Below are 20,208 nucleotides of genomic sequence, written 5' to 3'. Positions count from 1 at the left end.
ATCCGGATGCCGAACTGGAGAATTGGCGCTTGCTAGCAATCATTCTTCGGAGATTCATTTCCTGAGCAGTGTTTCATTCATTTTGAACAGTTCTTCATTCAATTTCTCACACCGCTGCATGAAAGGCTTCCAGCTATTCTCAATGCCAGTGTTCAGCTTAAAATTGGCATTGATCAGTGCTTTCTCAACTTCGAGTGCTGTTCTTGTATTATCACTGGTCCAAGAGGCCAGTTCATACAAGGTGTCATTCGGCAATCGCTCCAGGTGGAAGTAGATACCCATTAGCAACTTTTTCTCATCATTGCTAAGAATCGAAAAAGAACGTGAAGAGTTTCCGTAAACGATCGTATTGCGAATCTTGTCCAACTGCTGAATGACTAATCGGGGACTATCCCAATTGTGTTCCTTCTGAGATGCGATGATCCCCTGTAGTTCTATCAAGGATAACTGGATATGATCCAGAAAATATTGCTCTTGTTGAGCTCGATTGTTAACAATAGTATAGATGAGTACAGTTGATACGCTACAAGTAATAATTAGAAGTATTATTGATACTCTTTTCCAGCTCAAGCGAGTCATGACCCTCATCCCCTATCTGCTTGGGCATGCATAAAGTTCCCAATAGCCAATCGGCATTATACAATATTATAAAGTAATACTAAGTGTTCCTCATTCCTTCACAAACAACCCGATTATCCCTTTCGCACGAGCCTGAGGCTTCTATTTTTCTCTATTGGCACAAATGGATACCAATCGGATCACGCGGCAGCAATCAGGCCATGCTGAAGCCCGGACAGGCATCCTGCCTTCTAAGGAAAACTATAAACATTGAAGTATGCTGTAAGCTCAAGGGATGCGAGCAAACGCTATATCACGAAAATTGCCAAAAACCGGCTATTGGATTTTGGATCTCATTCATCCCGATTTTGGCGAAAATATAGAGAGCACCAAAACTAAAAGGATAATTTCTGCAATCATCTTGAAGGAGCGTTTCGGGATAACCGTCTTCATCTACTTGTAATAAAAAAGAGTATGACTCCTCCTGCAGCTTCGTAAAATAATAGTTTTTAGGTTGAATAAGTCTCGGATTTCCGCCTAGTTTGATCAAAAAAGACTCATCCATAGATTTTTGGTCATCGCTTAGTTCCCCGTCTGAAATCGCATGTTTAATAAGATCTGGGTGTGTAAAAATATTTTTGACGCTTTCAGGTGAAATTGGATGTTCAATCACCTTTATCGAGCAATGAGGATAAATATTGTTTTCCAAGTATTCCTCAAATTCTGCGGGGATGAATATCGAAATCATGCTTTTTTTGAAGGGAGTAATGATACTTAAGTAAAAGTAATATTTTTGATCGCCTTCATTTATGAAGTCCGCCTTATCATCAAAGAATTCGGGTGCATTTCCGCCTATCCAGCTTGTGCAATTTTCCGCAGATGGGTTCGGGGTCGCATGATATATTATACAGTCTGTTCTTTCGGTCAAAATTTTAGTGAAATTTTCATGCAAAGGATTCATTCCCCTTCCTTATCAAGTAGTGCCAGGACTTTGTTTTGCCGGTTCCCAAAGAGTCCCCAGCTTCATTTTATATGTCATATTCGTGATCCAGTACCAGTACTCCTTTTTCATTTGCTTGCGCCGCGGCGAAGCACTGGTTTTACACCTCAAAGATAAGCCCTTCTTTTAAACGTATGATTGGACTCATATGTTAAGATAAGAGCATATGCAGTTTCGTTGTAATTTAACTTTAGCGGAGGTGAATGACATTATGAGTAAAGGGGTGAGGCTTATGACAACAACGAAAATTCGGATAGAAGCAAGAGAACTTGTCAGGGAGATTGCCGAGAAACCCGATCATGAACAGATCACTATTAGCGTTGGTTCGCTAAAAAGCTTGGTCAAGTTAATGCGAGACTATGTCATCATTAGGCATGCAACGAATCCGGAAGCCGAGGTTGTGACTGCACTGGAATCGTTAATCGAATACGTGGATTTTAATGAAAGTGAATCTGTTGTTACACAAGGGAACCACTACTTTTCGGACTACCCAACTAGCCGAGATTTTTGATGTATCGGTAACCGCAATCAACAACTGGATTGATGAAGGCCGATTTATTGGTTACCAACGGCAGCCGCACACACACGCACAAATTCCGCATTTCATGCCTTTCAAGCATCGCGACGGAAGTGTTGAACCTCTTGGATTTGTTGTTGAAAGATATAGAAGTCGAGCAAGCGAATCATTCGCTGATAATGACGAAAGAGCAATGCTGATAAGTGAGATCGAATTTCTCCAACAAAAGTACGGTGGGAAAGATTTCGAAGGAGCATTTGATTTTGAAAATCTTACAAGCGAACAGGAAAGTGACGTATCCCGATGGCGGTTTTACCGAAAGAGGCTTGAAGAACTTTCATGAGGTGTGAAACAAACAAGGCATGAACCCTACCTTGAGCATCGTCTGTTTAACTATTCTTTGGTTGCACTTGCATTATGATTGCAATCAGTAACTTTTCGGGAGGAGTAATCGAATATGGAGAAAACAACAGCTGTGGATTGGGGAGGACATCATGTTAAATTAACCTGGTTACCCAGTACAACGCTTCCCGATTTAAAATATGTGACAAGTGTTCACGGTGTTTGTATCCTAGATGGTAAAGTCCTGCTCGCTCGAGTAGCAAGCAGAGGTTTCAATTTGCCCGGCGGTCATATTGAAGAGGGAGAAACGCCAGAAGAGACGCTAATTCGAGAATGTATGGAAGAAGGCTACGTGAAGTGTGATTCAATTTCGTTCCTCGGAATGATTAGAGTCAGCCATGAAGAAAATCCTTTGTTCGACCCCAATGGAAAATACCCGCTAATCGGTTACCAGCTATTTTATCGCACCCGTGTAGTCGAATACTTGCCTTATAAGCGTGAAAACGAATGTCTGGCAAGAATATGGGTTGAACCCGAAGAGATTCCCTACGTAATCGATGATCATGAACTTTCACATTTGATTGTGAATGAAGCATTTAAATCGTAAGGGGCCTATTTAGTGAATATTCATTGGAAGGATATACGGTACCTATCCCAGGGCACAGAGAAGCAGAGACATGCTTTTTTGTGTTTCTCTAACCTAAACATCTTTACGGACCTTGCTGCTTACTCTCCATTATTAGTCGGTACAAATCCCATAATAAAACATTCTTGAATGAGCTGAAGCAATCCGTTATAATCGGTATATTCAACTGTTGAAGGGGATCAAAACCATGAATAGAATCATGCTAAATCAACTTCATCATCACAACCAGCGTTAGCACACCTGTCTAATTCAGGGTGGGCTAACGCTTTTCGCGTTGGCCTCCCTGCGGCATATCGAACGCGCAGGACCAAGAGGTCCGGCGCGTTTTTTATTTTATCAAAAGAAGGGAATGATCTTTGTGCAAAATGTAAAAGGGACCTATGATTTCTTCGGAAAGAAACAAGCTCTCAGACAAAAAGTTCAATCCACACTTCAAGAAGTATTTGAGCTGTATGATTTTGATCGAATGGATTCCACTATATTGAATGAACTCGATCTTTTGACATCGAAGTATGCCGGCGGCGATGAAATATTGAAGGAAATGTACCAATTAACGGATCAAGGGATGCGAAAGCTTGGCCTTCGGTATGACCTCACAATTCCTTTTGCAAAGGTGATCGCCCTAAATCCAGGTATTGAATTTCCTTACAAGAGGTATGAAATCGGGAAGGTTTTTCGGGATGGACCTGTTAAACGAGGTCGCCTGCGTGAGTTTTTACAGTGTGATGTCGATGTTGTTGGCATTTCGGGTCCTGAAGCTGAGGCTGAGTTAATGCAGCTAGCGGTTGAGGTTTTCAACAGGCTGGAAATTCCGATTGTTGTTAGGTGGAACAACAGGCGTTTTTTAGGTGAAGTGCTTGCAGCCATTGGCGTACCTTCTGATGAAAAGTTATCCGTCATGCTGACACTCGACAAAATTGAAAAAATCGGAAAAGACGGGGTCATCAAGGAGCTCGTTAGTAAAGGGCTGGATGCTCAAGTAATCAATGCCATAGCGAATCTAATTGAGTTAGATAACCCAACGTTTGAAAATGTAGCTAGAAAATATGGAATCCAAGAAAACCCCGGTGCGCTGGAAGTCCAGTGCCTTCAGGATATCATTCAGAAATTAGGATTAGCGCAGATATGTAAGTTTGATCCCTTTCTGTCTCGCGGACTATCGTTTTACACTGGAACGGTCTATGAGATCTTTGATGCTTCTAACGCTTTCACTTCAAGCTTGGGTGGCGGCGGTCGTTATGACGCCATAATTGGACAGCTAGTCGGCAGAGATGATATGCAATATCCAACAGTAGGAATCTCTTTTGGCATGGAATCCATCATGGAGATGCTTGAGAATCGCCCAGTGCAAACACCAGGCGCTTTAGTTGTTGTCATCCCTATTGGCCAAACTGTTACAGAAGTGCTTAATACAGCAGCAATGCTACGGGCTAGCGGTATTCGTACAAGTATCGACACAAGTAAACGGAAATTGAAAAAATCACTTGCCACAGCTTCATCTAAAGGAATCCGGTATGTCATACTAATAGGGGAAGATGAAAAAAGTGTTGGGAAAGTGCGTTTGAAAGATATGATCGAGACGACAGAAGTGGAGTTGACCATTCAGGAAGCAATCGGCATCATATCTGAAAAAGCCGCTCATTGAATAGAGGTATGCGGACCTACGATCCGTTATTTGCTCGGAAAACAGGTGATTGGAAGCTTTCGCGGACAGAGAATCCGTTATCTGTGGATTTTGCCTGATTTTCGCGGCGATTTGAGGCCAATAACGGAACCACGGTCCACAGACATACCGTTTTGGCATATTTGTTCACAGATAACGGATCGACGGTCCGCTTAAGTCCGCTTAGATCCGCCTTGGTCGCCTTATTCCGTCCATTCGCGCACAGCTTAGAAATCTAACGAACCCCAGCGACGCTATTCAGCTAAAAACGCACGGATTGTTCCTGTTTTACAGGCCATAGCGCTTCCGGGGAGGCTGTCGATTTTCTATGGACAACGAATTTTTGCCGCAGAAGCGGGCAACTTTGGGCCATGCGGACACAGGATCCGTTATTTGCCGATTTTGCTGGTGTTTAGCAGCGATTTTAGACGTATAACGGATCTATTGTCCGCGAACCTCTCGTTTGGGCACATTCGTTCACAGATAACGGATCTACGGTCCGCTCATGCCCGCTTCGCCTGCGCTTACAGATGTCCATACTTAATCGACAGCCTTCCGGGGTTCGTTACGTTTTTCAAAACGCCATTTTTCCGTGAATAAGCGCACTGGGGTTCGTCACACCCATCGGATCCAAACTCAACCTTCCGGCTGCGCCGCCGTCTTGCTGCGGGCCGCCTTCAGCTCCGCTTGCGCCTTCTGCTGCAGCTCGGCCAACGCCTCGTCCGCTGTTTTTACGTTGTCGGCCACCGCTTGCAACGCTTCGTTCGCCAGCGCTGAATACGCCGTGAAAAAACGATCCGGAATCCGCTTCTTCACGCGTTCGTTATATTGAGCCGCCGGCTTCAGCATATAGAACACTTCGGTATCGGCTTGATTGCCGCCTGTGAAATAACCGGGTATGGCCGGCAGTTCGCTCCCGACCGTGCGCGATCTGGCTTTGGCCACTGCGGGGCCGTTCATAAAGCGGATCAATTCCCAAGCAGCCTGTTTGCGGGGCGAGTCGGCAGCAACCGCTACAATTTTAGGCACGCTGATAAAAGCCGACTCATCCGGCCGCGCCGGATCGACCGGAATCGTCACCATCCCCCAGTTGAATATATTGGGCCGGTTGCGAAGCTGAGCGGCAAAGGAATGATCGCTGAGCAGCATGGCCGCTTCGCCGCCCAAAAACTTGTTTTGAGCAAGAAAATAGCGGGCGCCTTCCGTCCCTTCCCCGGCTTCCTTGGGGGAACGAACCGAGATTGCCTGGTTCCGGACCGCATCGGCCGTCATCTTGAAAGCTTGTTTCCATCCATCCGTTTGCAGCATGATGTTCTCGCCTTGCGAATCGAACAATTGCAGCCCCAAAGTGGACCCAACCTCAGACAGCACATCATACGCCTCATTGCCCATCAAGCCGTAGACAGGAGCGTCCTTGGTTCCTGCATTGGCAAAGCGCGCCGATAGCGCGAACAGTTCGCCCCACTGCATCTTGTTGGAGGGCGGAGCGATGCCATACTTTTGAAACAGATCGGCATTGTAATACAGCACACGCGTCCGGATGAACGGAGCCAGTCCGTGGAGCGAACCGCCTCCTTTTTCCCGCAGCATGTCGATGACGCCCGGCATATAACTGTTCATATCGAATTGGCCTTGCGTCGCGATTGCCTCCAGATTGTACAGTTTGCCGGCCTGAGCAAGCCGTTCATATTCATCCTCGTCCAACAGCAGCACATCCGGTTTGTGTTGCTCGACGAGCCGCTCTATCGCCCCCTCGTCTCCCTGCTGCCGCGCTTCTTCGAGCCATTGACGCGCTCGCAACACCTCGATCTCGATATCGGGGAACTTGGCGGCAAACATTTGCCCATACTTAAGCTGAAAAGGCTCCACGTCCGGGTACCAGACCTTCAAACTTCCAGGGGCATCCTCGCCCAATTTCGACTGTTCGGGCTTGTCTGCGAAGCAACCGTTCAACAGGATTGCAGCGCCAAGCAGCAGCCCGGTCATTTTCCATCTCCCTGTGAGCTTCATCTCTTTCCGATTCTCCCTTGACTTGCGGCGGCACCCCAGACAGAAGAAGCGCCTCCCGCAAGCTTCATTAATCTGCAAACGTAATACGAACGACGCATCGGAGCTTCGTCCGTCCGCCTGCATGTTGTGTATGGATCCGCCGCTTCGCACCGACGGCGTTCGTTGCCGCGTCCCTGCGCCTATTTGCCATTGCGGGCGGCCTGAAGCGTCGCTTGCGCCTGTTGCTGCAGATTGGCGAGCGCCTCATCCACCGTCTTCGTCTCCCCAATCACAGCTTGCAGCGCTTCGTTCAAGAGCGGCGTATAAGCTACCTCAAAAGATTTGGGAACGTTCTTTCCCGCACGCTCGCCGTTCTCCTCCATAGGCGTCAGCGCGTACAACGGTTCCGCGCTTTTCCCGTTGATGTCCTTGACGATCCCGATGCGGGTCGGCAACTGGTAGATCATACCTTGCGCATCCGCTCTCGCCCTATCCGGTCCCGCGGCATACTTGATGAATTCCCAGGCCACCCGATTGTTCGCGGCTTGCGCCGATATGGCGAAGGTTTCCCTGTAAGATGCAAACGGCGTTTTTCCGGGATCCGCACGGTCGACAGGGACCGAAACCATTCCCCATTCGAACTTTTTGGCTTTTTTGCTATACGAGGTATCGTTAATGTTGTAAGCCAGGCTAGGACCCGCAATGACCATGGCCGCCTGCCCATTCACAAATCGATCGTCTGACGGGAAGTAGCTGACGCCCTCGCCTGGCCCGAGAACCTTCACCGCCCCGCTGCGGACAGCGTCAGCCGTCAGACGGAACGCCTCTTTCCAGCCTTCGGATTGCAGCAGCACCTGCTGCCCTTGCTCATCGAACAGTTGCAACTTCATCGTCCGGGCGATACTGTCCAGCAGCGCCGCCGCATCGCCGTCGCTTGCGTCTAATCCATACACAGGCGCGTCTTTCGTCCCCGCCTTCGCGAAGCGCGCAGCCAGCCTGAGAAGCTCTTCCCAAGCCATCCCGTTGTGGGGCGGCTCGATGCCGTTGCCGGTGAAGAGGTCGGCATTATAATACAAGACCCTGGTGAAAAAATACGGCGTCAGCCCGTAAAGCGAGCCTCCCCCGCTCGCCCGCAGTCCGTCGATCAAGCCGGGCATGTAGCCCTCCACATCGAACCGCTCCTGCTTGATGATCGACTCCAGATTATACAGCTTGCCTTCCTGCGCATACGCTTCATAGTCATTCCGGCCAAGCAGCAGCACGTCGGGCTTGTGGAGTTCGATCCATTTCGTCAGCTCGCTTCGGTAATCGAAGCTTTCGTCGTTCGCCCTTTTTTGCATGAGTTCCTTCGTACTTACAACGTTGAGCTCAATGTTGGGAAATTTGGCGTTGAACGCATTCCCGTACTCCAGGTAAAAACTGTCCTCGTCGTAATAAAGTACTTTCAAGATGCCCTTGTCTTCTTCGCCCATCTCTTCCAAAACGGGCTTGGCCCCGAAGCAACCGCTCAACACGACCGCAACGCCAAGCAGAAGCAAACTTAATTTGACAATGGCGGATGATCGCATCATCGTTCTCGTTCTCCTTTTATCTTCATAATTCCCCTCTCCGTCGTTTACGTTTGACGAATCATCGTTTTCGAAGCCGCCCCGCATGTCGTTGCCGACGGGATCCCTTGGACGCGAGCTTCTATATTATGAACACCGCAGGACGGCAAATGGTTCGCTTTCTCAAAAAAAGAGACCAACCCGAAATGATCAGGCTGGTCTGGAAATCCGGTGAATAAGCGGGCGCTATGCGTGTGGACCGTTCTTCCGCCCGTCTCGCGATTTTTCACCAGACTCCTGTGTCGCTATTGCAGCTTCACCGTCAACTTCCGTTCAGGATGGTTGACATAATACATGTAGATATATAGCTCCGCATCCGCGCCTTCGAAGCCAGGGTAGCATTCCACCCGCTTGTTGCCGTCATGGGCAGCGCCGGGGGCTTCTATATAGTCGTATATCGTTTGCCCCGGGATACGCTGCTCGCCCTGGTAGTAGAACGTCTGATTGATCCCGCCGAACCGATCGTCAGGGCTCTCGCTTTCGATATAGAGCTTTCCGTTCCGTTTGTAATACGTCCAGTTGACGGTGTAGCCCCCGACATCGGTCGTGAGCGTCCGCTTTTCATCCGAAATATCGGGCAAGCGCACCGGCTGTTCGTAAAACCATTTCTCTTCTCTTTCGTCCTGCAGCAGCAGTTCCATCGGCATATCCGGCGTCAGGAGCAGGTCGGGCGGAGCTTCGAACAGATAGGTCTGCCTATAAGGAGAAGAAGGCTGATTGCCCGGATCGATTGCTCTCCATTCGCCTTCCAGCTGCCGGCCGGCGACCGACAAATAGACGCGTTTATACGGCAGCCACCCAAATTCCCGCCGATGCTCAATCTCAAGCCGAATCCCGGTCGGACGGATGAACAGCTTGCGGACGGCGGCGTCTCCGTCCGTCGTTCGGAACGGCAAGTCCAGTTCCCGGGTCGCCGACGCTTGCAACGCTTTCTCCTTGTTCAATCGCAACGTCCCGAACGTCCACTCCCCGTCGACCTTCCGTCCGGGCGTCATGTAGGCGAGTTCGAACGTGACGCCTGGCTGACGGATATCGTCCCATTGGTAAATCTCCTTTCCTGTCCATTGCTCACGCAGACGATCGACTCGAATACCGGATCGCTTGATGAGCTTGCCGTCCTTTTTCACTTGAATTTTGGGAGGGTCGTTATTCGCCGTCCGTTCGTCGGTATACGTAAAAAAGGACTTGAGCACCGCCTGCCCGCCTTCTTCCCGCAAAATCTGAATATTCGCCGTTTCAATGCCACCCGCCCGGATCGGAAACGTCTGCACGCCGGTCTCGGACAGGTCAAGTGCAAGCGTCGCCTGATGGCCGTCATACTGTTGCAGTCCCCGTACGATCAATTGCAGTTCGGTTTCCTTGCCGTCGAAGGTCCAGTTGGTTTCCAGAAAGCCGTTGTATCGATTATTCTCCTTATCCCAGGCATGCGAATAGTAGCCTTCGCTCAACTTCATCCCGATCGTCTGAAGATCGTCGATCTTCATGACAGCCTCCCCGTCCGCCTTGCGCAATTCTACCCCGGAAAATCGCCATTCCCGCGGCTCCTTATCCCCCGGATCGAAGCTGTATAACAACGTCGTTCCGTTGTCATCCGCCATCGCCGAATCGATCGTAAACGTCACCCCGCCGTTCCTGATCGACTGGCCGATGGTCTGCCCAAATCCATGATTCAGCGCCGACTCCACTCCCGGCCGGAACGAAAAATCCCACTGTCCCGCCATGGAAGCGAGCACAGGTGTGGCCAGCATCACAAACGCCGCCGTCGCAAACAGCGCTAGCCGGCGTCCGCGCGGCCGTACCGCCCGGGCCTGCCGACCTCTGTCAAACTCCGCTTCGGGCTGATGTTTCGCCGCCTCGATTCTGGCCCACATCGCCTCAAAATCAGGATAGTCGCAGCTTTCCTCATCGCCCATCCGCCGGGCAAGGGCGCTCTCCGCGCGTGTCTTCTTGTCCACTCTCCACACCTTCCTTCCTGCCTCTCGCCGGCTTATGCGCGATGCGCTCCTCCGTCCTGCCGTCGCCGCCGATCCCGTACTGTTCCAGCTGACCGGGGCCAGGCGCCTCCAACATGACCTTCATCAGCTTCACCCCCCGATTCATTCGCGATTTCACCGTACCGACCGGGATATCCAAAATGTCCGCGATTTCCTTGAGCGCCAGATCGTTCGTGAAGCGGAGCGTCATGACCACCCTGACTTTATCCGGTAGCCTCGCCATACGGTCAGCCCATTCGTCCTCCGTCTCCCGCCGCTCCACCGCGGCGAGCAGCGACGGCTCCGTTTGTTCACGTTGGAACAGCTGCAACAGCTTCTCCTTTACCCGCTTTGTCTTTTGGCGGCGCAGATGGTTCAAACAGTGGTTGACGGCGATGCGCATCAGCCATGTTTTCAGATGCTCGACTTGCCTCCAGCCCGAAGTTAACGCCTTCATGAACACCTCCTGGCATATGTCTTCCGCATCCGACGCATCGCGCAGCATGTAGTAGCAGGTCCTGTATACATCTTTGTTATACCGCTCGAAAAATTCCCTGTCCGTCAAAACAGGTCCTCCACCTTTCCCACGCTCTACTTCGACTACATGTACATAGACAACTGAGCGGGGCAAAAGGTTCGATGTAAATTTTGCAATTTCCTTTGCCAAAAAAACGAAGCCGCTCTCACGAGCGGCTTGTTGCAAATTTGATCCATGGGTGTTTTAACCGCCTCCGGAAACTCCCTCTTGCTAACAACCGCCGCGGCATGTCATCGTTTTAATTGTTCGACGCGGCTGCTTGACTCTCCTGTCACGGGAGACTTTATAATGAGGCAGAGGAGGGCAAGCTACATGATGAAAACTTACTACACGATCGGCGAAGTAGCGAAAATAACAGGGGCGACGATCAAAACCATTCGGTACTATGACGAAATCAATCTCCTGCCTGCTTCTCATATTAGCCCCAATGGCTATCGTTACTACAACCACGAGGATATCTGGCAGCTTGAATTGATCTTGTTCCTTCGTTACCTGGGCTTCAAAATCCAGGACATTAAGGGAATGCTGCATCACGAGCTTCCTGTATCGACTTCGATCCAATGGCAGATTGAGGCGGTTCAACAACAGCTGGAGCATCTTCAGCAGATCCAGCTCATCCTCATTCAGGCAAGTCAACAGGGAGATCAGGGGACGCAGCTGAGCTATCTCCACGATATTGCGGAAATGTTGAACAAAAGCCAAAAACAGCGGGAAAACTTCATCGCCTCCAAAATGCAGGATGTGATTGTGGATCAGCATCTTCCGGAGGATTGGCGGGAACAGTTTCTTGCCGCATATATCGGCTTTGTACCCAAAGAAGAGAATTTGACCGCGGCGCAGCTCGCAGCTTGGGCGGAAATCAAGGCGATGCTGAACGATCCTTCCTTTGGGCATGAGATCAGGAAAAAATTAAATCCGCTTTGGCAAGCGGTTCAGAATCAGCAAATTGAGGCATCACGATGGGGAAGGCAGTATAAGCAAATTACGGATAAAATTCTTGCTTTCATAGAGGGCGAAAAAAATGAAAAGGATCCAGATATGCAAGCGGCGGTTCTCGAATACGTCTCGTTATTTCAAAATCAGAGCTCGCCGCTAAAGCCAGACAAACAACTAAAGGCTTTCCTGCAAAATGCCGAAGCGATGTCATCCGCTCGCTTGCAGAAATGGTGGGAGCTTGTTCTAACGCTCAACCCGTCGCTAACCCCGTACGTCCATTTGCAGAACATGATCAAACACACGGCGGAATGGTTAGTGGACCATCCGGACTATTTTACAGCCAGAGGTGTTTCCTTATGAGTGCATCCTTAAACATACCTGTTCCGGAAGGCAACTTGCACATTTCCGTCTATGGCGAAACCAACGCTATTCCTATCGTTCTGCTTCATGGCACCGCAGCTTATCATTATTGCTGGAGAAATGTCGCTGCCGCTCTGGCCGCCAAATATCGCGTATATTGTCCTGACCTGCTCGGTGCAGGCTTCAGTGATAAACCAAAGGATGCCCTATATTCCAAGCACGCGCAGTCGCTGCGGATCATTTCATTGGTGAAATCACTGGATTGCGGGCCCATACATCTCGTTGGACATTCTATGGGCGGAGAAATCGCCGCACATGTCGCTTTGGCATCACCCGAACTAATCCGGAGCTTAACATTGATTGCGCCCGATGGCTTCAGGAAGGGCGTCTCTCCCCTTCTTCAATGGGCCGCTCGAAAAGGCTGGATGAACAGAATATTCCGCCAAGCGATGCGCAGTCAAATGAAACCGAAGGTACTGGCAAGAATCATCGGCATCCCCGCCCAACAGATCACACCCGAATTTATGGCGAACTGGACGAAACCGTACGGCCACCCGAACTTGCCGTATATTATCGAAAGAACATTGGCGGACGATGATACCGGCGTTATTTCAAACCGGATAAACCATTTGATGACCCGGACCCAATTGATCTACGGGACAAATGATAAGATGATCCCGAAACGCGTTTTTGAACAATATCGGCAGTCCCTCCCCAACCTTTGCACCGAGGTTTACGAGAATTGCGGTCATGTACTGATGGAGCAATGCCCCAGTCGATTAGCGGATTCGATTGACCGATTTATTGCAGTTGATAAGAGCTAAAGCGGCTGGGTTAATCATGGGAAATTCCGTAACTCCTGCGGATATATTTACAACTTTCTAAAACGGAATATTACCGCAGGGGGGAGTTCATACCAGTCGAATCGGTTGTTGCTATTTTCATCTTTTTGAAAGCTGGGTTCTTCCCATCCATCCAGCACAAAATTCGAACTTAAAAACAAGTTCACATAGTACGATAAAGGTCTGTGGAATATGATATGCGGGACAGGCTGACCTTTTATTCCTATCGTCTCAAATGGCTCCGGAGCTAAATATTTTGAGATTTGCACACTATTTCTCGTTACAATCTGCCCATTAATATCTTCCGTTTCATGTATCTTCCTTGTGTTAGGCGCTTGAAAACAGGGGTGCGGTATAGAAAAGACAAAAACTCCATTTTGTTTTAATAATTGCTGCAATGCTCTCGTTAAACAAGTGATATCGGCAATATCCATTAAAGCCATATTGGCTACCGCTCTATCATATTTTTCAGTTCCAAGTTCAATTAACGAATCATAGTTTGTAGCATCCACCACTTGATAGTCAATGCGATTTAAATAATCTTTTGACCTTAACTTTGCTCTTTCAATCATTTTGGGACTGTAATCAAAAGCAACCACCTTTGCGCCTAAATCAGCTAATCTTCGCGAGAAATTTCCATTGCCACAGGCAATGTCGAGTATAGTCTGACCCTCAACCACCGCTAATAACTCTTCAGTTTTTGGTCTGACAATTTCCCGATGGAAGCGGTTGCTGTGTTCACCCATATATTCATCCCAAAACTCCGCAATTCCATCCCATCTAGTTTGCGATTCGTTCGTCAACTCTTTCCATTCGCTCAATTTGCCATTCCCCTTTCACCAACGATGGATACGGAATAAACCGTAGGACTACTCAAACGATTGTTCGAATCATACCCAAGCTTTACTACCCCTGCTTCAACAATTTTGCCTCTCTGAGGTCTAAAATCCTTATAACAATATTTCATAGCTTCGACTGCTTGTTCTGCTGACAATTTGATTGCTAACGTACAATGGGGATCCCAGTTCCCGGGAATATAATAGCGGTCTTCATATTCAAGCAGATCACTAAATTCCTTATGATACTGTTTGTGCATGCTAATTAAATCCTCTGTCACTGTCGGCCCAAAAAATAATGTTCCAGTAGTCGGAAAGACGGCTAATACATCAAACTTTATTTCGATGCTCGATACAGAACCAAAAAATGAATAAAAACGTTCTTTATAGGTCTCCAAATCTGAAATATCATTATAGACAGCTAATGTAATATGAGGTCTTAATTCTACGATTTCATACATATTTGAACTGATGTTTTCCTCATTCAAACCTTTCCAAATCTCTCTCACATACTGTTCGAATGGATGATCAAAAAACAACTCAATAGCGTACATAATCATCATCTCGCTTTCAAAAGGACACCAGGCTGATTCTGGAGACAGTGCTGCGGGATCTGGGTAAGCCGCTTTGTACAAGTTGAACAAACCTTTCACACAACGGCTAGAAGGGGTATCACCTGTCATCTTCGGACGACGAGATCCCCCTTCTTTGACGTGCGTGCAAGATTTAGTCTTCTTCCTTTGGCCAACCGCCCCACAAGTTGCCCATATGTCCATCCGGGTCACGGAAGGTAAAGCTGTAGCCGCCTTGGGGTTTGTACACCATTTCGCCAACTTCCGCCCCCTTCTTCTTTAACTCCTCGTATGATTCGTGAATGTTGTCCACCTGAAGTGAGATAATCGGCTGAAGCTGACCCCGGCTGTTCGTAAAGTCTAACTTCGGCACCTCCGGGCAGCTAATAAGCCCTAAACCGACACCCCCGACGTTGAGCCAAGCCTCTTGGTCGCCAGGGGTATATTCGAACGTGAACGGAATGCCAAGCATCTCCTTGTACCACCTTACGGAAGCTTCCAGATCACAAACAGGCAACTGGATGACCGCGAAGTTCTTGATGTTGACTGCCACAAAGTATTCCTCCTTCAAATTGTTCTTCGCCATTTATAATGAAAGCTAATGCAAAAAAAATTTTCAAACTGATATCATATTCGTGATCTCGTACCAAGACCCCTTTTTCGAGAAGTGAGGGAAACTTCCGAAGAGGTCTATGCCCTTTAGTTGAAAAAAAAGTGGAGCAGATGCCGCGGCATTACTGCACCTTGTTAATAAAATAGAGCCATCGTGTTATTTTCATAGAGCCAGGTTTGGAATAAAGCTGACTGGCAGGATAGTGAAAGGATGATGGAAAATATTGGACATTATATTGACAGCATGCTGTCATATTGTTATGATGCAATCATGAATACAATAGACAAACCAGAGTATCCCTTGAGCAGATTTTCATTGAGTATATTCCACATTAATGGGTTACTAATGCGTTCCGGGGACATAATCACGCGTTCAATTAATCAAAGCAGTGCCAGGTGGCAGGTTCTTGGTCGTCTTGGATCCAAACCTCAAACAGTGGCAAAGATCGCTCGTGATATGGGACATGCACGTCAGAGCGTGCAACGTGTTGCAGACGTATTAGTAAATGAAGGCCTGGCTATCTATAAGGACCACCAGACCGATCGACGCACAAAGCTGGTTGAACTTACTCCGAGAGGTGCAGAAGTACTGGGTGCTATCTACGAACAATTAGCTGTATGGAACCAGCATCTAATTACCAAACTTGACCCAGAGCAATTGGATAAGATGGCAGATGCTCTTGAGAATGTCGGGCGAATTCTTGAGAAGGAGGTAAACTTCTTTAGTAATGGGAATTGGAAAAGCATTAATACTGGAGAAAAAAATGATAGTGAGAATAAGTGATTGTTGGTGGTTAAAAGGGGCGTAAGTATAAATCAATAGGAGATGAAGCATCATGCAGCGTTTATTTATTTGGGTCGAAATTCCCGTAGGTAACATGGAACGAGCCAAAACGTTTTACGAGCAGATTTTTAAGATTGAAATGCCAAAAATGGCGATGGGGGATTGTAATTATGCGTTTTTCCCTGTTCAGGAGCAGTTTAATGGGGGGGCTCTGGTTCAGGGTCCGGATCACAAGCCAGCAGTAGATGGCGTCACTGTATATTTGGACGGAAGCCCTGATCTAGCAACAATACTGTCACGAGTTAACGAGGCAGGTGGAAAGGTGATCATGGAGAAAACGTATACTGGTGAGACTGCCGGTTATTTGGGGATGTTTCTAGATTCTGAAGGAAATCGCATCGGACTACAGCATTTGTGAACTTCCGCAAACGAGATATTTTTTCCTGGTTCCCGTTCCAAATTGGAACTTGATGCAGGGATTTTCCAAGTTAAATTCACGAGTGAAAAAGGTAATTTTAATGGAGTGTTGTGCTAATGGAAAATATATACAACCAATTGCATACAGCGGAAATACTGAATCGTATCGAGAATTTAAGTCCAAATTCAAAACCACAATGGGGAAAAATGAATGTTGCTCAAATATTGGCTCACTGCTCATCGTTTCAAGATATCGCAATGGGCAATTCCTTTCCCCCTAGAGATTGGCTAGGAAGGTTAATAGGAAGGTTTGTGAAACCTATTTTTTATAATGACAAACCGGCACCACACAATATGTCAACAATTCCGACCATACTTATTTTAGATGACAAAGATTTTGAGACAGAAAAAGAAAAACTGAAACAAAAGATTTTAACTTTCCAAAGTAACGGTCCGGAAAAATGTTCATCCCATCCACATCCTTTTTTTGGGAAATTCACCCCTGAGCAATGGGGTATAGGAATTTATAAACATCTAGACCATCATTTAAGACAATTTGGTGTTTAGTATTTTTTCGCAATGATTAATAAATGTTCAACGGGTACAAGTGCTCAATAAGCTCCAAAGAAGGCTGCCAGGTTGGCGATTCCGAACGGGAGTTAAGCGTAGTAGCACCACTTCGTTGTGCTAACGGATTACGATAGTTAAATGTTGTCAACAGGAGAGCCATCTTTATTGATGGCTCACCGTACAAACGATTTCCGATCGTGCAGAGCTGAACCGGGCAACCTTCTATTTACATTACGACAACATAGAAGACTTACTGGAGCAGTTGATCGACGAAGTTCTTGATGAGATGTACCACACCATAACGGTGGACGCGATCAGAAATTCACCCTCCTCTTCACATCCTGCTTTGACTGCCTTCCTTGAACATATCTATCAAAATGCGGGATTGTATCATGTCATGTTTGAAAATAAGGCCTTTTATGAGCGGGTTTTCACCATGCTTCTGGATATCATCACCCAGTGGGGGGAGGAAAGAAAACTACAGGGGAGGCCGTTTCATGTCCTTTATGAGGTCATAGCGTCTTCAACGCTTGGGATCATTACTTGGTGGCTAAGCAAAAAAAACGCCATATAGTCCTAACTATATGGCCAGTCAAATATCGTCGTTGGTTAATGGGAGAGATAACAGCTTAGATTGAGCGCATCATTCGATGCTGGCAGGTCATGACGCCGCCGCGCACGCGTGAACTAGAGAAGCTGCTGCCGTGGCGGAACACGTCATCGAGCAGACCGTTGGCCCATATCTTCTCCGCCGCGCCGCTACAAAAACTACAAAAATTCTTCCATTTTGATTCAATTATCGTGTTACGTTAACCGCAATATATATGGTTTAATGATCTAACAATAATTCAAATTCAATTTCATGGCGAACAGGTATCCCATCGAATCCGATCAATGGAATTGATGGCTTCATTTTTCTTGCTTCAGTGATGGCATTCTGATGAACGGCTTTTATGTCAAAACCCTTTTTTTGATAAAAGCGAATAGCCCTTATATTATCGTTAGACGTAATCAACCATAATCTTCGGCATTTTCTTTCTTTCGCTTTTTCAATAACTAAATTAACAAGTTTGGATCCTATACCTTGCCCCTCCACCTTGCTATCCAGGGATACAATTTCGCACTCGTTATTACATATGTTATAAGTTATCAGTCCTTTTATCTCGCTATCAGTTATGACAACATACCCTGGCAGCTTATCCAATGAATGTACTTGTCCTCTGGATATTATAATTGACCCTCGAAAGCTTGTAATCCCTGCTTTGGGAATACTGTCTAATTCTTTTATCACCATCGCACCAACCTCCGTAAGAATAAAAGGTCCGAGAAGCTTCAATCTGCAATTTATTATATCACGGAGATCATGAACCTACAGATCAGTAATTTTTCTTACAGCAAACCATAATTCAACGTAGTTAAGCCCGTCTTGACCGCCATAAATTTCGAATTCCATTCCATCGACCTGCTCATATCCCGCAGTTGGCAGCCATTCTGAAAAAAATCTCCTGTATAACATCTCGATGGTTTCATCAAACTTATCCCATGTGAATGGGTCTGAGGGGAAAATGGCCCAGGTGTGAGCAGGTATCATTATGGCAGTATATCCGTTTGTTTTACTGGATTCACTCTTAAATGCACACAACATGTACGGAAAAGTATCATCTCCAGTTTTTTTGTAGCTGCAAACCGCATGTACTTTATATAAATCTTGGCTAATAAATGAAGGCAAGTCACCAGCATTAGCGGCTAGTCTCTCAACCTCGCCATTTGCATGGCATTGCTGCCAAAATTCTGCCGGCGTATTTGGCGTTTCACCGCCTCCATTTGTTTGAAACACTCCCTCGACTCCAAATACTTGAAAATTCTCCTTTGTTTCAATACGATAATTCATCGCCTCTGCCCCTTTAATTGAGATAAGGAAGGAGAGCCGAGGATAGGCTTTGAGCGCGATTCCTTCTTGACGGGCCATTGCCGGATTGACACCATGTAGTAATTGAAATGCTCTCGCGAAAGAAACCGGCGATTCATAGCCGTACTTAAGAGCAATATCAATAACTTTCGCATCGCTATTTTGCAATTCAATTGCCGCAAGAGTAAGTCGCCTGCGCCGTATATATTCTGCGAGCGTCACATTCGTAATGAATGAAAACATTCTTTGGAACTGATATGACGAACAGCAAGCTTTACGAGCAACTTCAGTCAATTCAATCTCGCCGAATAAATTCGTTTCAATGTAATCCATCGCCCGATTCATCCTCGCAAGCCAATCCATCTGTTTCCCTCCTCTCAATCCAAGTTTAGAGCAGCTGCAGTGTTGTATCGCAACTATTTGTGCACAAGTAAGTTGTCTCTTTCTTTAATTATACGATTTCAATGTAATAAGACTTTTTAGTGTTTTATAGGCTCTCCATTCTAATCTCGCCATCTCGCCTGGTGGCTCCCATTGAATTTGCCAGCCGCCATCCTCCTCTTGCTGTGACTCAAGCACCTTTAAATGATCCTGAATGGTCTTATCTGAGAAAATCCTTCTGCAGTATGAATCTGAGGTGGGGGAAAAATCTAGCGGAGTGAGACCATATGTCTGAGGTGGAGCCTCTAAACTGAAAAATTGCGCTTGAAAAAGTTCATCGGATAGTTTTGTGTAAATCATCTTAATTTCATCAGTTTGGGGTAAGCTTTCAAGGAGACAAAATGCATTAAGTATTGTATGGGAGTCCTCATACCTCGCCGAAGAAATATTATTCAAGCAAATATCTACAGCTTTATCCAACCAAGGATGCTTAATATCTTGCCATTTCAAAAGACCAACTAAACTAGTCAGCCTGCTAAATGATGGTTGTTCAGATACTGGATTATTCCAATGTCCAGCCCGAGGATAGCTGCTTGAAGAAGCAGTTATAGTTGCAATCCCTTTCTCAAGATCTGCAATCCGTGAAACGTAATCGCAAACTTTATACGCTAAATCTGAATCTTGTATCTTCGCATCGTATAGCGTTCTAAGGCCAAATTCCACATAGAGCGGTTGACTCTCCGGTGCTCGTAAATCCGGTTCCAGTGCGTGCCCAAATCCGCCATCTTCATTCTGATATGCCTTAATTGCATCCAGTACACTACTTTTGGAACCCTCAAAAAAGAAGTATTCAAATACTATTCTTTCCAAAAGTCTTCCATTTTTCCAGATGAAATTTGCCGCTTTCTCAAAGTTCATATGCCACCTCCAAAAGTGTATATTATCACTGTATAAAGCAATCATATCACGATTTGGAAAATGATGGACCAGAATTACTTCAGTATCGCAGATCCTTTTTATATCTTAACTCACTAGCGTTGCATTAATGTTCTCTGAATCTTCATAACTTTCTGTCATATCCGAATTTTGACATGAAAAAATCCTTTACAATAGATTGGAGAGGTAGACCTGTCCATAAATCCATTGAAAAGGATAT

General features: G+C 46.8%; 21 protein-coding genes. 9 read left to right on the top strand and 12 right to left on the bottom strand.

The features are described 5' to 3' along the window. Nucleotides 1-54 precede the first annotated feature (54 nt). Both ACFQ0N_RS27515 and ACFQ0N_RS27510 read right to left on the bottom strand, forming a co-directional pair. On the bottom strand, nucleotides 55-579 hold the full coding sequence (locus ACFQ0N_RS27515; protein WP_379332438.1) for a hypothetical protein: 525 nt from the start codon (nucleotides 577-579) through the stop codon (nucleotides 55-57). 292 nt (nucleotides 580-871) lie between these two features. Then, on the bottom strand, nucleotides 872-1,519 hold the full coding sequence (locus ACFQ0N_RS27510) for a hypothetical protein (protein WP_379332436.1): 648 nt from the start codon (nucleotides 1,517-1,519) through the stop codon (nucleotides 872-874). Between the two features lie 479 nt (nucleotides 1,520-1,998). Here ACFQ0N_RS27510 and ACFQ0N_RS27505 point away from each other — a divergent pair, with 479 nt between their 5' ends. The 3 genes from ACFQ0N_RS27505 (at nucleotide 1,999) to ACFQ0N_RS27495 (ending at nucleotide 4,708) form a co-directional block, all read left to right on the top strand. Then, nucleotides 1,999-2,418 (top strand): hypothetical protein, encoded by a 420-nt coding sequence (locus tag ACFQ0N_RS27505; protein ID WP_379332434.1) that lies wholly within the window; start codon nucleotides 1,999-2,001, stop codon nucleotides 2,416-2,418. A 114-nt stretch (nucleotides 2,419-2,532) separates the two neighbouring features. Then, on the top strand, nucleotides 2,533-3,024 hold the full coding sequence (locus ACFQ0N_RS27500) for an NUDIX hydrolase (RefSeq protein WP_379332432.1): 492 nt from the start codon (nucleotides 2,533-2,535) through the stop codon (nucleotides 3,022-3,024). 397 nt (nucleotides 3,025-3,421) lie between these two features. Next, nucleotides 3,422-4,708 (top strand): histidine--tRNA ligase, encoded by a 1,287-nt coding sequence (locus ACFQ0N_RS27495; RefSeq protein WP_379332430.1) that lies wholly within the window; start codon nucleotides 3,422-3,424, stop codon nucleotides 4,706-4,708. Nucleotides 4,709-5,362: 654 nt separating this feature from the next. Here ACFQ0N_RS27495 and ACFQ0N_RS27490 read toward each other — a convergent pair. From ACFQ0N_RS27490 to ACFQ0N_RS27475, 4 genes are all read right to left on the bottom strand, one after another. Further along, a complete protein-coding gene (locus ACFQ0N_RS27490; protein WP_379332428.1) occupies nucleotides 5,363-6,736 on the bottom strand; it encodes an ABC transporter substrate-binding protein in 1,374 nt (457 codons plus the stop codon). Between the two features lie 179 nt (nucleotides 6,737-6,915). Continuing rightward, nucleotides 6,916-8,286: an extracellular solute-binding protein gene (locus ACFQ0N_RS27485; RefSeq protein WP_379332426.1), complete on the bottom strand. Its 1,371-nt coding sequence runs from the start codon at nucleotides 8,284-8,286 to the stop codon at nucleotides 6,916-6,918. A 281-nt stretch (nucleotides 8,287-8,567) separates the two neighbouring features. Further along, nucleotides 8,568-10,277 carry a DUF4179 domain-containing protein gene (locus ACFQ0N_RS27480; RefSeq protein ID WP_379332424.1) on the bottom strand — a complete coding sequence of 570 codons (1,710 nt, stop codon included), beginning with the start codon at nucleotides 10,275-10,277 and terminating at the stop codon, nucleotides 8,568-8,570. After that, nucleotides 10,225-10,860, bottom strand: a complete 636-nt coding sequence (locus ACFQ0N_RS27475) for an RNA polymerase sigma factor (protein ID WP_379332422.1) — start codon at nucleotides 10,858-10,860, stop codon at nucleotides 10,225-10,227. The genes ACFQ0N_RS27480 and ACFQ0N_RS27475 overlap by 53 nt, the downstream gene beginning before the upstream one ends. Nucleotides 10,861-11,145: 285 nt before the next feature. Between ACFQ0N_RS27475 and ACFQ0N_RS27470 the strand changes: the two genes are divergently transcribed. Together ACFQ0N_RS27470 and ACFQ0N_RS27465 are read left to right on the top strand one after the other, a co-directional pair. Beyond that, a complete protein-coding gene (locus tag ACFQ0N_RS27470; protein ID WP_379332420.1) occupies nucleotides 11,146-12,129 on the top strand; it encodes a MerR family transcriptional regulator in 984 nt (327 codons plus the stop codon). Continuing rightward, nucleotides 12,126-12,953, top strand: coding sequence for an alpha/beta fold hydrolase (locus tag ACFQ0N_RS27465; RefSeq protein ID WP_379332418.1), 828 nt, complete (start codon nucleotides 12,126-12,128; stop codon nucleotides 12,951-12,953). Before ACFQ0N_RS27470 ends, ACFQ0N_RS27465 begins: the two co-directional genes overlap by 4 nt. A gap of 47 nt (nucleotides 12,954-13,000) precedes the next feature. Here the strand turns inward: ACFQ0N_RS27465 and ACFQ0N_RS27460 are convergent, their stop codons facing one another. Genes ACFQ0N_RS27460 through ACFQ0N_RS27450 form a run of 3 tightly spaced genes read right to left on the bottom strand, consistent with a single transcriptional unit; the run spans nucleotide 13,001 to nucleotide 14,932 of the window. Continuing rightward, nucleotides 13,001-13,792 (bottom strand): class I SAM-dependent methyltransferase, encoded by a 792-nt coding sequence (locus tag ACFQ0N_RS27460; protein ID WP_379332415.1) that lies wholly within the window; start codon nucleotides 13,790-13,792, stop codon nucleotides 13,001-13,003. After that, nucleotides 13,789-14,490 (bottom strand): 2'-5' RNA ligase family protein, encoded by a 702-nt coding sequence (locus ACFQ0N_RS27455; RefSeq protein ID WP_379332413.1) that lies wholly within the window; start codon nucleotides 14,488-14,490, stop codon nucleotides 13,789-13,791. Before ACFQ0N_RS27455 ends, ACFQ0N_RS27460 begins: the two co-directional genes overlap by 4 nt. Before the next feature lie 43 nt (nucleotides 14,491-14,533). Beyond that, entirely contained in the window at nucleotides 14,534-14,932 is a 399-nt protein-coding gene (locus ACFQ0N_RS27450; RefSeq protein ID WP_379332411.1) for a VOC family protein, read from the bottom strand. Between the two features lie 270 nt (nucleotides 14,933-15,202). Between ACFQ0N_RS27450 and ACFQ0N_RS27445 the strand changes: the two genes are divergently transcribed. From ACFQ0N_RS27445 to ACFQ0N_RS27430, 4 genes are all read left to right on the top strand, one after another. Continuing rightward, nucleotides 15,203-15,775 carry a MarR family winged helix-turn-helix transcriptional regulator gene (locus ACFQ0N_RS27445; RefSeq protein WP_379332409.1) on the top strand — a complete coding sequence of 191 codons (573 nt, stop codon included), beginning with the start codon at nucleotides 15,203-15,205 and terminating at the stop codon, nucleotides 15,773-15,775. 52 nt (nucleotides 15,776-15,827) lie between these two features. Beyond that, nucleotides 15,828-16,193, top strand: a complete 366-nt coding sequence (locus ACFQ0N_RS27440) for a VOC family protein (protein WP_379332407.1) — start codon at nucleotides 15,828-15,830, stop codon at nucleotides 16,191-16,193. 116 nt (nucleotides 16,194-16,309) lie between these two features. Then, the gene (locus ACFQ0N_RS27435; protein ID WP_379332405.1) at nucleotides 16,310-16,759 is read left to right on the top strand and encodes a DUF1569 domain-containing protein; all 450 of its coding nucleotides are present in this window, start codon (nucleotides 16,310-16,312) and stop codon (nucleotides 16,757-16,759) included. 265 nt (nucleotides 16,760-17,024) lie between these two features. Beyond that, entirely contained in the window at nucleotides 17,025-17,336 is a 312-nt protein-coding gene (locus tag ACFQ0N_RS27430) for a TetR-like C-terminal domain-containing protein (RefSeq protein ID WP_379332403.1), read from the top strand. A 255-nt stretch (nucleotides 17,337-17,591) separates the two neighbouring features. Here ACFQ0N_RS27430 and ACFQ0N_RS27425 read toward each other — a convergent pair whose 3' ends face one another. The 3 genes from ACFQ0N_RS27425 to ACFQ0N_RS27415 all read right to left on the bottom strand — a co-directional run bounded on the left by ACFQ0N_RS27425 (nucleotide 17,592) and on the right by ACFQ0N_RS27415 (nucleotide 19,970). Further along, on the bottom strand, nucleotides 17,592-18,056 hold the full coding sequence (locus ACFQ0N_RS27425) for a GNAT family N-acetyltransferase (protein ID WP_379332401.1): 465 nt from the start codon (nucleotides 18,054-18,056) through the stop codon (nucleotides 17,592-17,594). Between the two features lie 75 nt (nucleotides 18,057-18,131). After that, a complete protein-coding gene (locus ACFQ0N_RS27420) occupies nucleotides 18,132-19,034 on the bottom strand; it encodes an AraC family transcriptional regulator (RefSeq protein WP_379332399.1) in 903 nt (300 codons plus the stop codon). Between the two features lie 84 nt (nucleotides 19,035-19,118). Further along, entirely contained in the window at nucleotides 19,119-19,970 is an 852-nt protein-coding gene (locus ACFQ0N_RS27415; RefSeq protein ID WP_379332397.1) for a hypothetical protein, read from the bottom strand. Between the last annotated feature and the right edge of the window lie 238 nt (nucleotides 19,971-20,208).

Source organism: Paenibacillus sp. GCM10027626 (genome assembly GCF_042676285.1).
Lineage (GTDB): Bacteria > Bacillota > Bacilli > Paenibacillales > Paenibacillaceae > Paenibacillus_Z.
This window is presented reverse-complemented; position numbering and strand designations above follow the sequence as displayed.

Excerpts from the sequence above, each read along its gene's own strand:
- ACFQ0N_RS27510 (WP_379332436.1), bottom strand. The coding sequence starts at position 1,519 with ATGAATCCTTTGCATGAAAATTTCACTAAAATTTTGACCGAAAGAACA.
- ACFQ0N_RS27485 (WP_379332426.1), bottom strand. The coding sequence starts at position 8,286 with ATGATGCGATCATCCGCCATTGTCAAATTAAGTTTGCTTCTGCTTGGC.
- ACFQ0N_RS27465 (WP_379332418.1), top strand. The coding sequence starts at position 12,126 with ATGAGTGCATCCTTAAACATACCTGTTCCGGAAGGCAACTTGCACATT.
- ACFQ0N_RS27515 (WP_379332438.1), bottom strand. The coding sequence starts at position 579 with ATGACTCGCTTGAGCTGGAAAAGAGTATCAATAATACTTCTAATTATT.
- ACFQ0N_RS27435 (WP_379332405.1), top strand. The coding sequence starts at position 16,310 with ATGGAAAATATATACAACCAATTGCATACAGCGGAAATACTGAATCGT.
- ACFQ0N_RS27470 (WP_379332420.1), top strand. The coding sequence starts at position 11,146 with ATGATGAAAACTTACTACACGATCGGCGAAGTAGCGAAAATAACAGGG.
- ACFQ0N_RS27500 (WP_379332432.1), top strand. The coding sequence starts at position 2,533 with ATGGAGAAAACAACAGCTGTGGATTGGGGAGGACATCATGTTAAATTA.
- ACFQ0N_RS27455 (WP_379332413.1), bottom strand. The coding sequence starts at position 14,490 with ATGACAGGTGATACCCCTTCTAGCCGTTGTGTGAAAGGTTTGTTCAAC.
- ACFQ0N_RS27425 (WP_379332401.1), bottom strand. The coding sequence starts at position 18,056 with ATGGTGATAAAAGAATTAGACAGTATTCCCAAAGCAGGGATTACAAGC.
- ACFQ0N_RS27415 (WP_379332397.1), bottom strand. The coding sequence starts at position 19,970 with ATGAACTTTGAGAAAGCGGCAAATTTCATCTGGAAAAATGGAAGACTT.
- ACFQ0N_RS27490 (WP_379332428.1), bottom strand. The coding sequence starts at position 6,736 with ATGAAGCTCACAGGGAGATGGAAAATGACCGGGCTGCTGCTTGGCGCT.
- ACFQ0N_RS27505 (WP_379332434.1), top strand. The coding sequence starts at position 1,999 with ATGAAAGTGAATCTGTTGTTACACAAGGGAACCACTACTTTTCGGACT.
- ACFQ0N_RS27420 (WP_379332399.1), bottom strand. The coding sequence starts at position 19,034 with ATGGATTGGCTTGCGAGGATGAATCGGGCGATGGATTACATTGAAACG.
- ACFQ0N_RS27445 (WP_379332409.1), top strand. The coding sequence starts at position 15,203 with ATGATGGAAAATATTGGACATTATATTGACAGCATGCTGTCATATTGT.
- ACFQ0N_RS27440 (WP_379332407.1), top strand. The coding sequence starts at position 15,828 with ATGCAGCGTTTATTTATTTGGGTCGAAATTCCCGTAGGTAACATGGAA.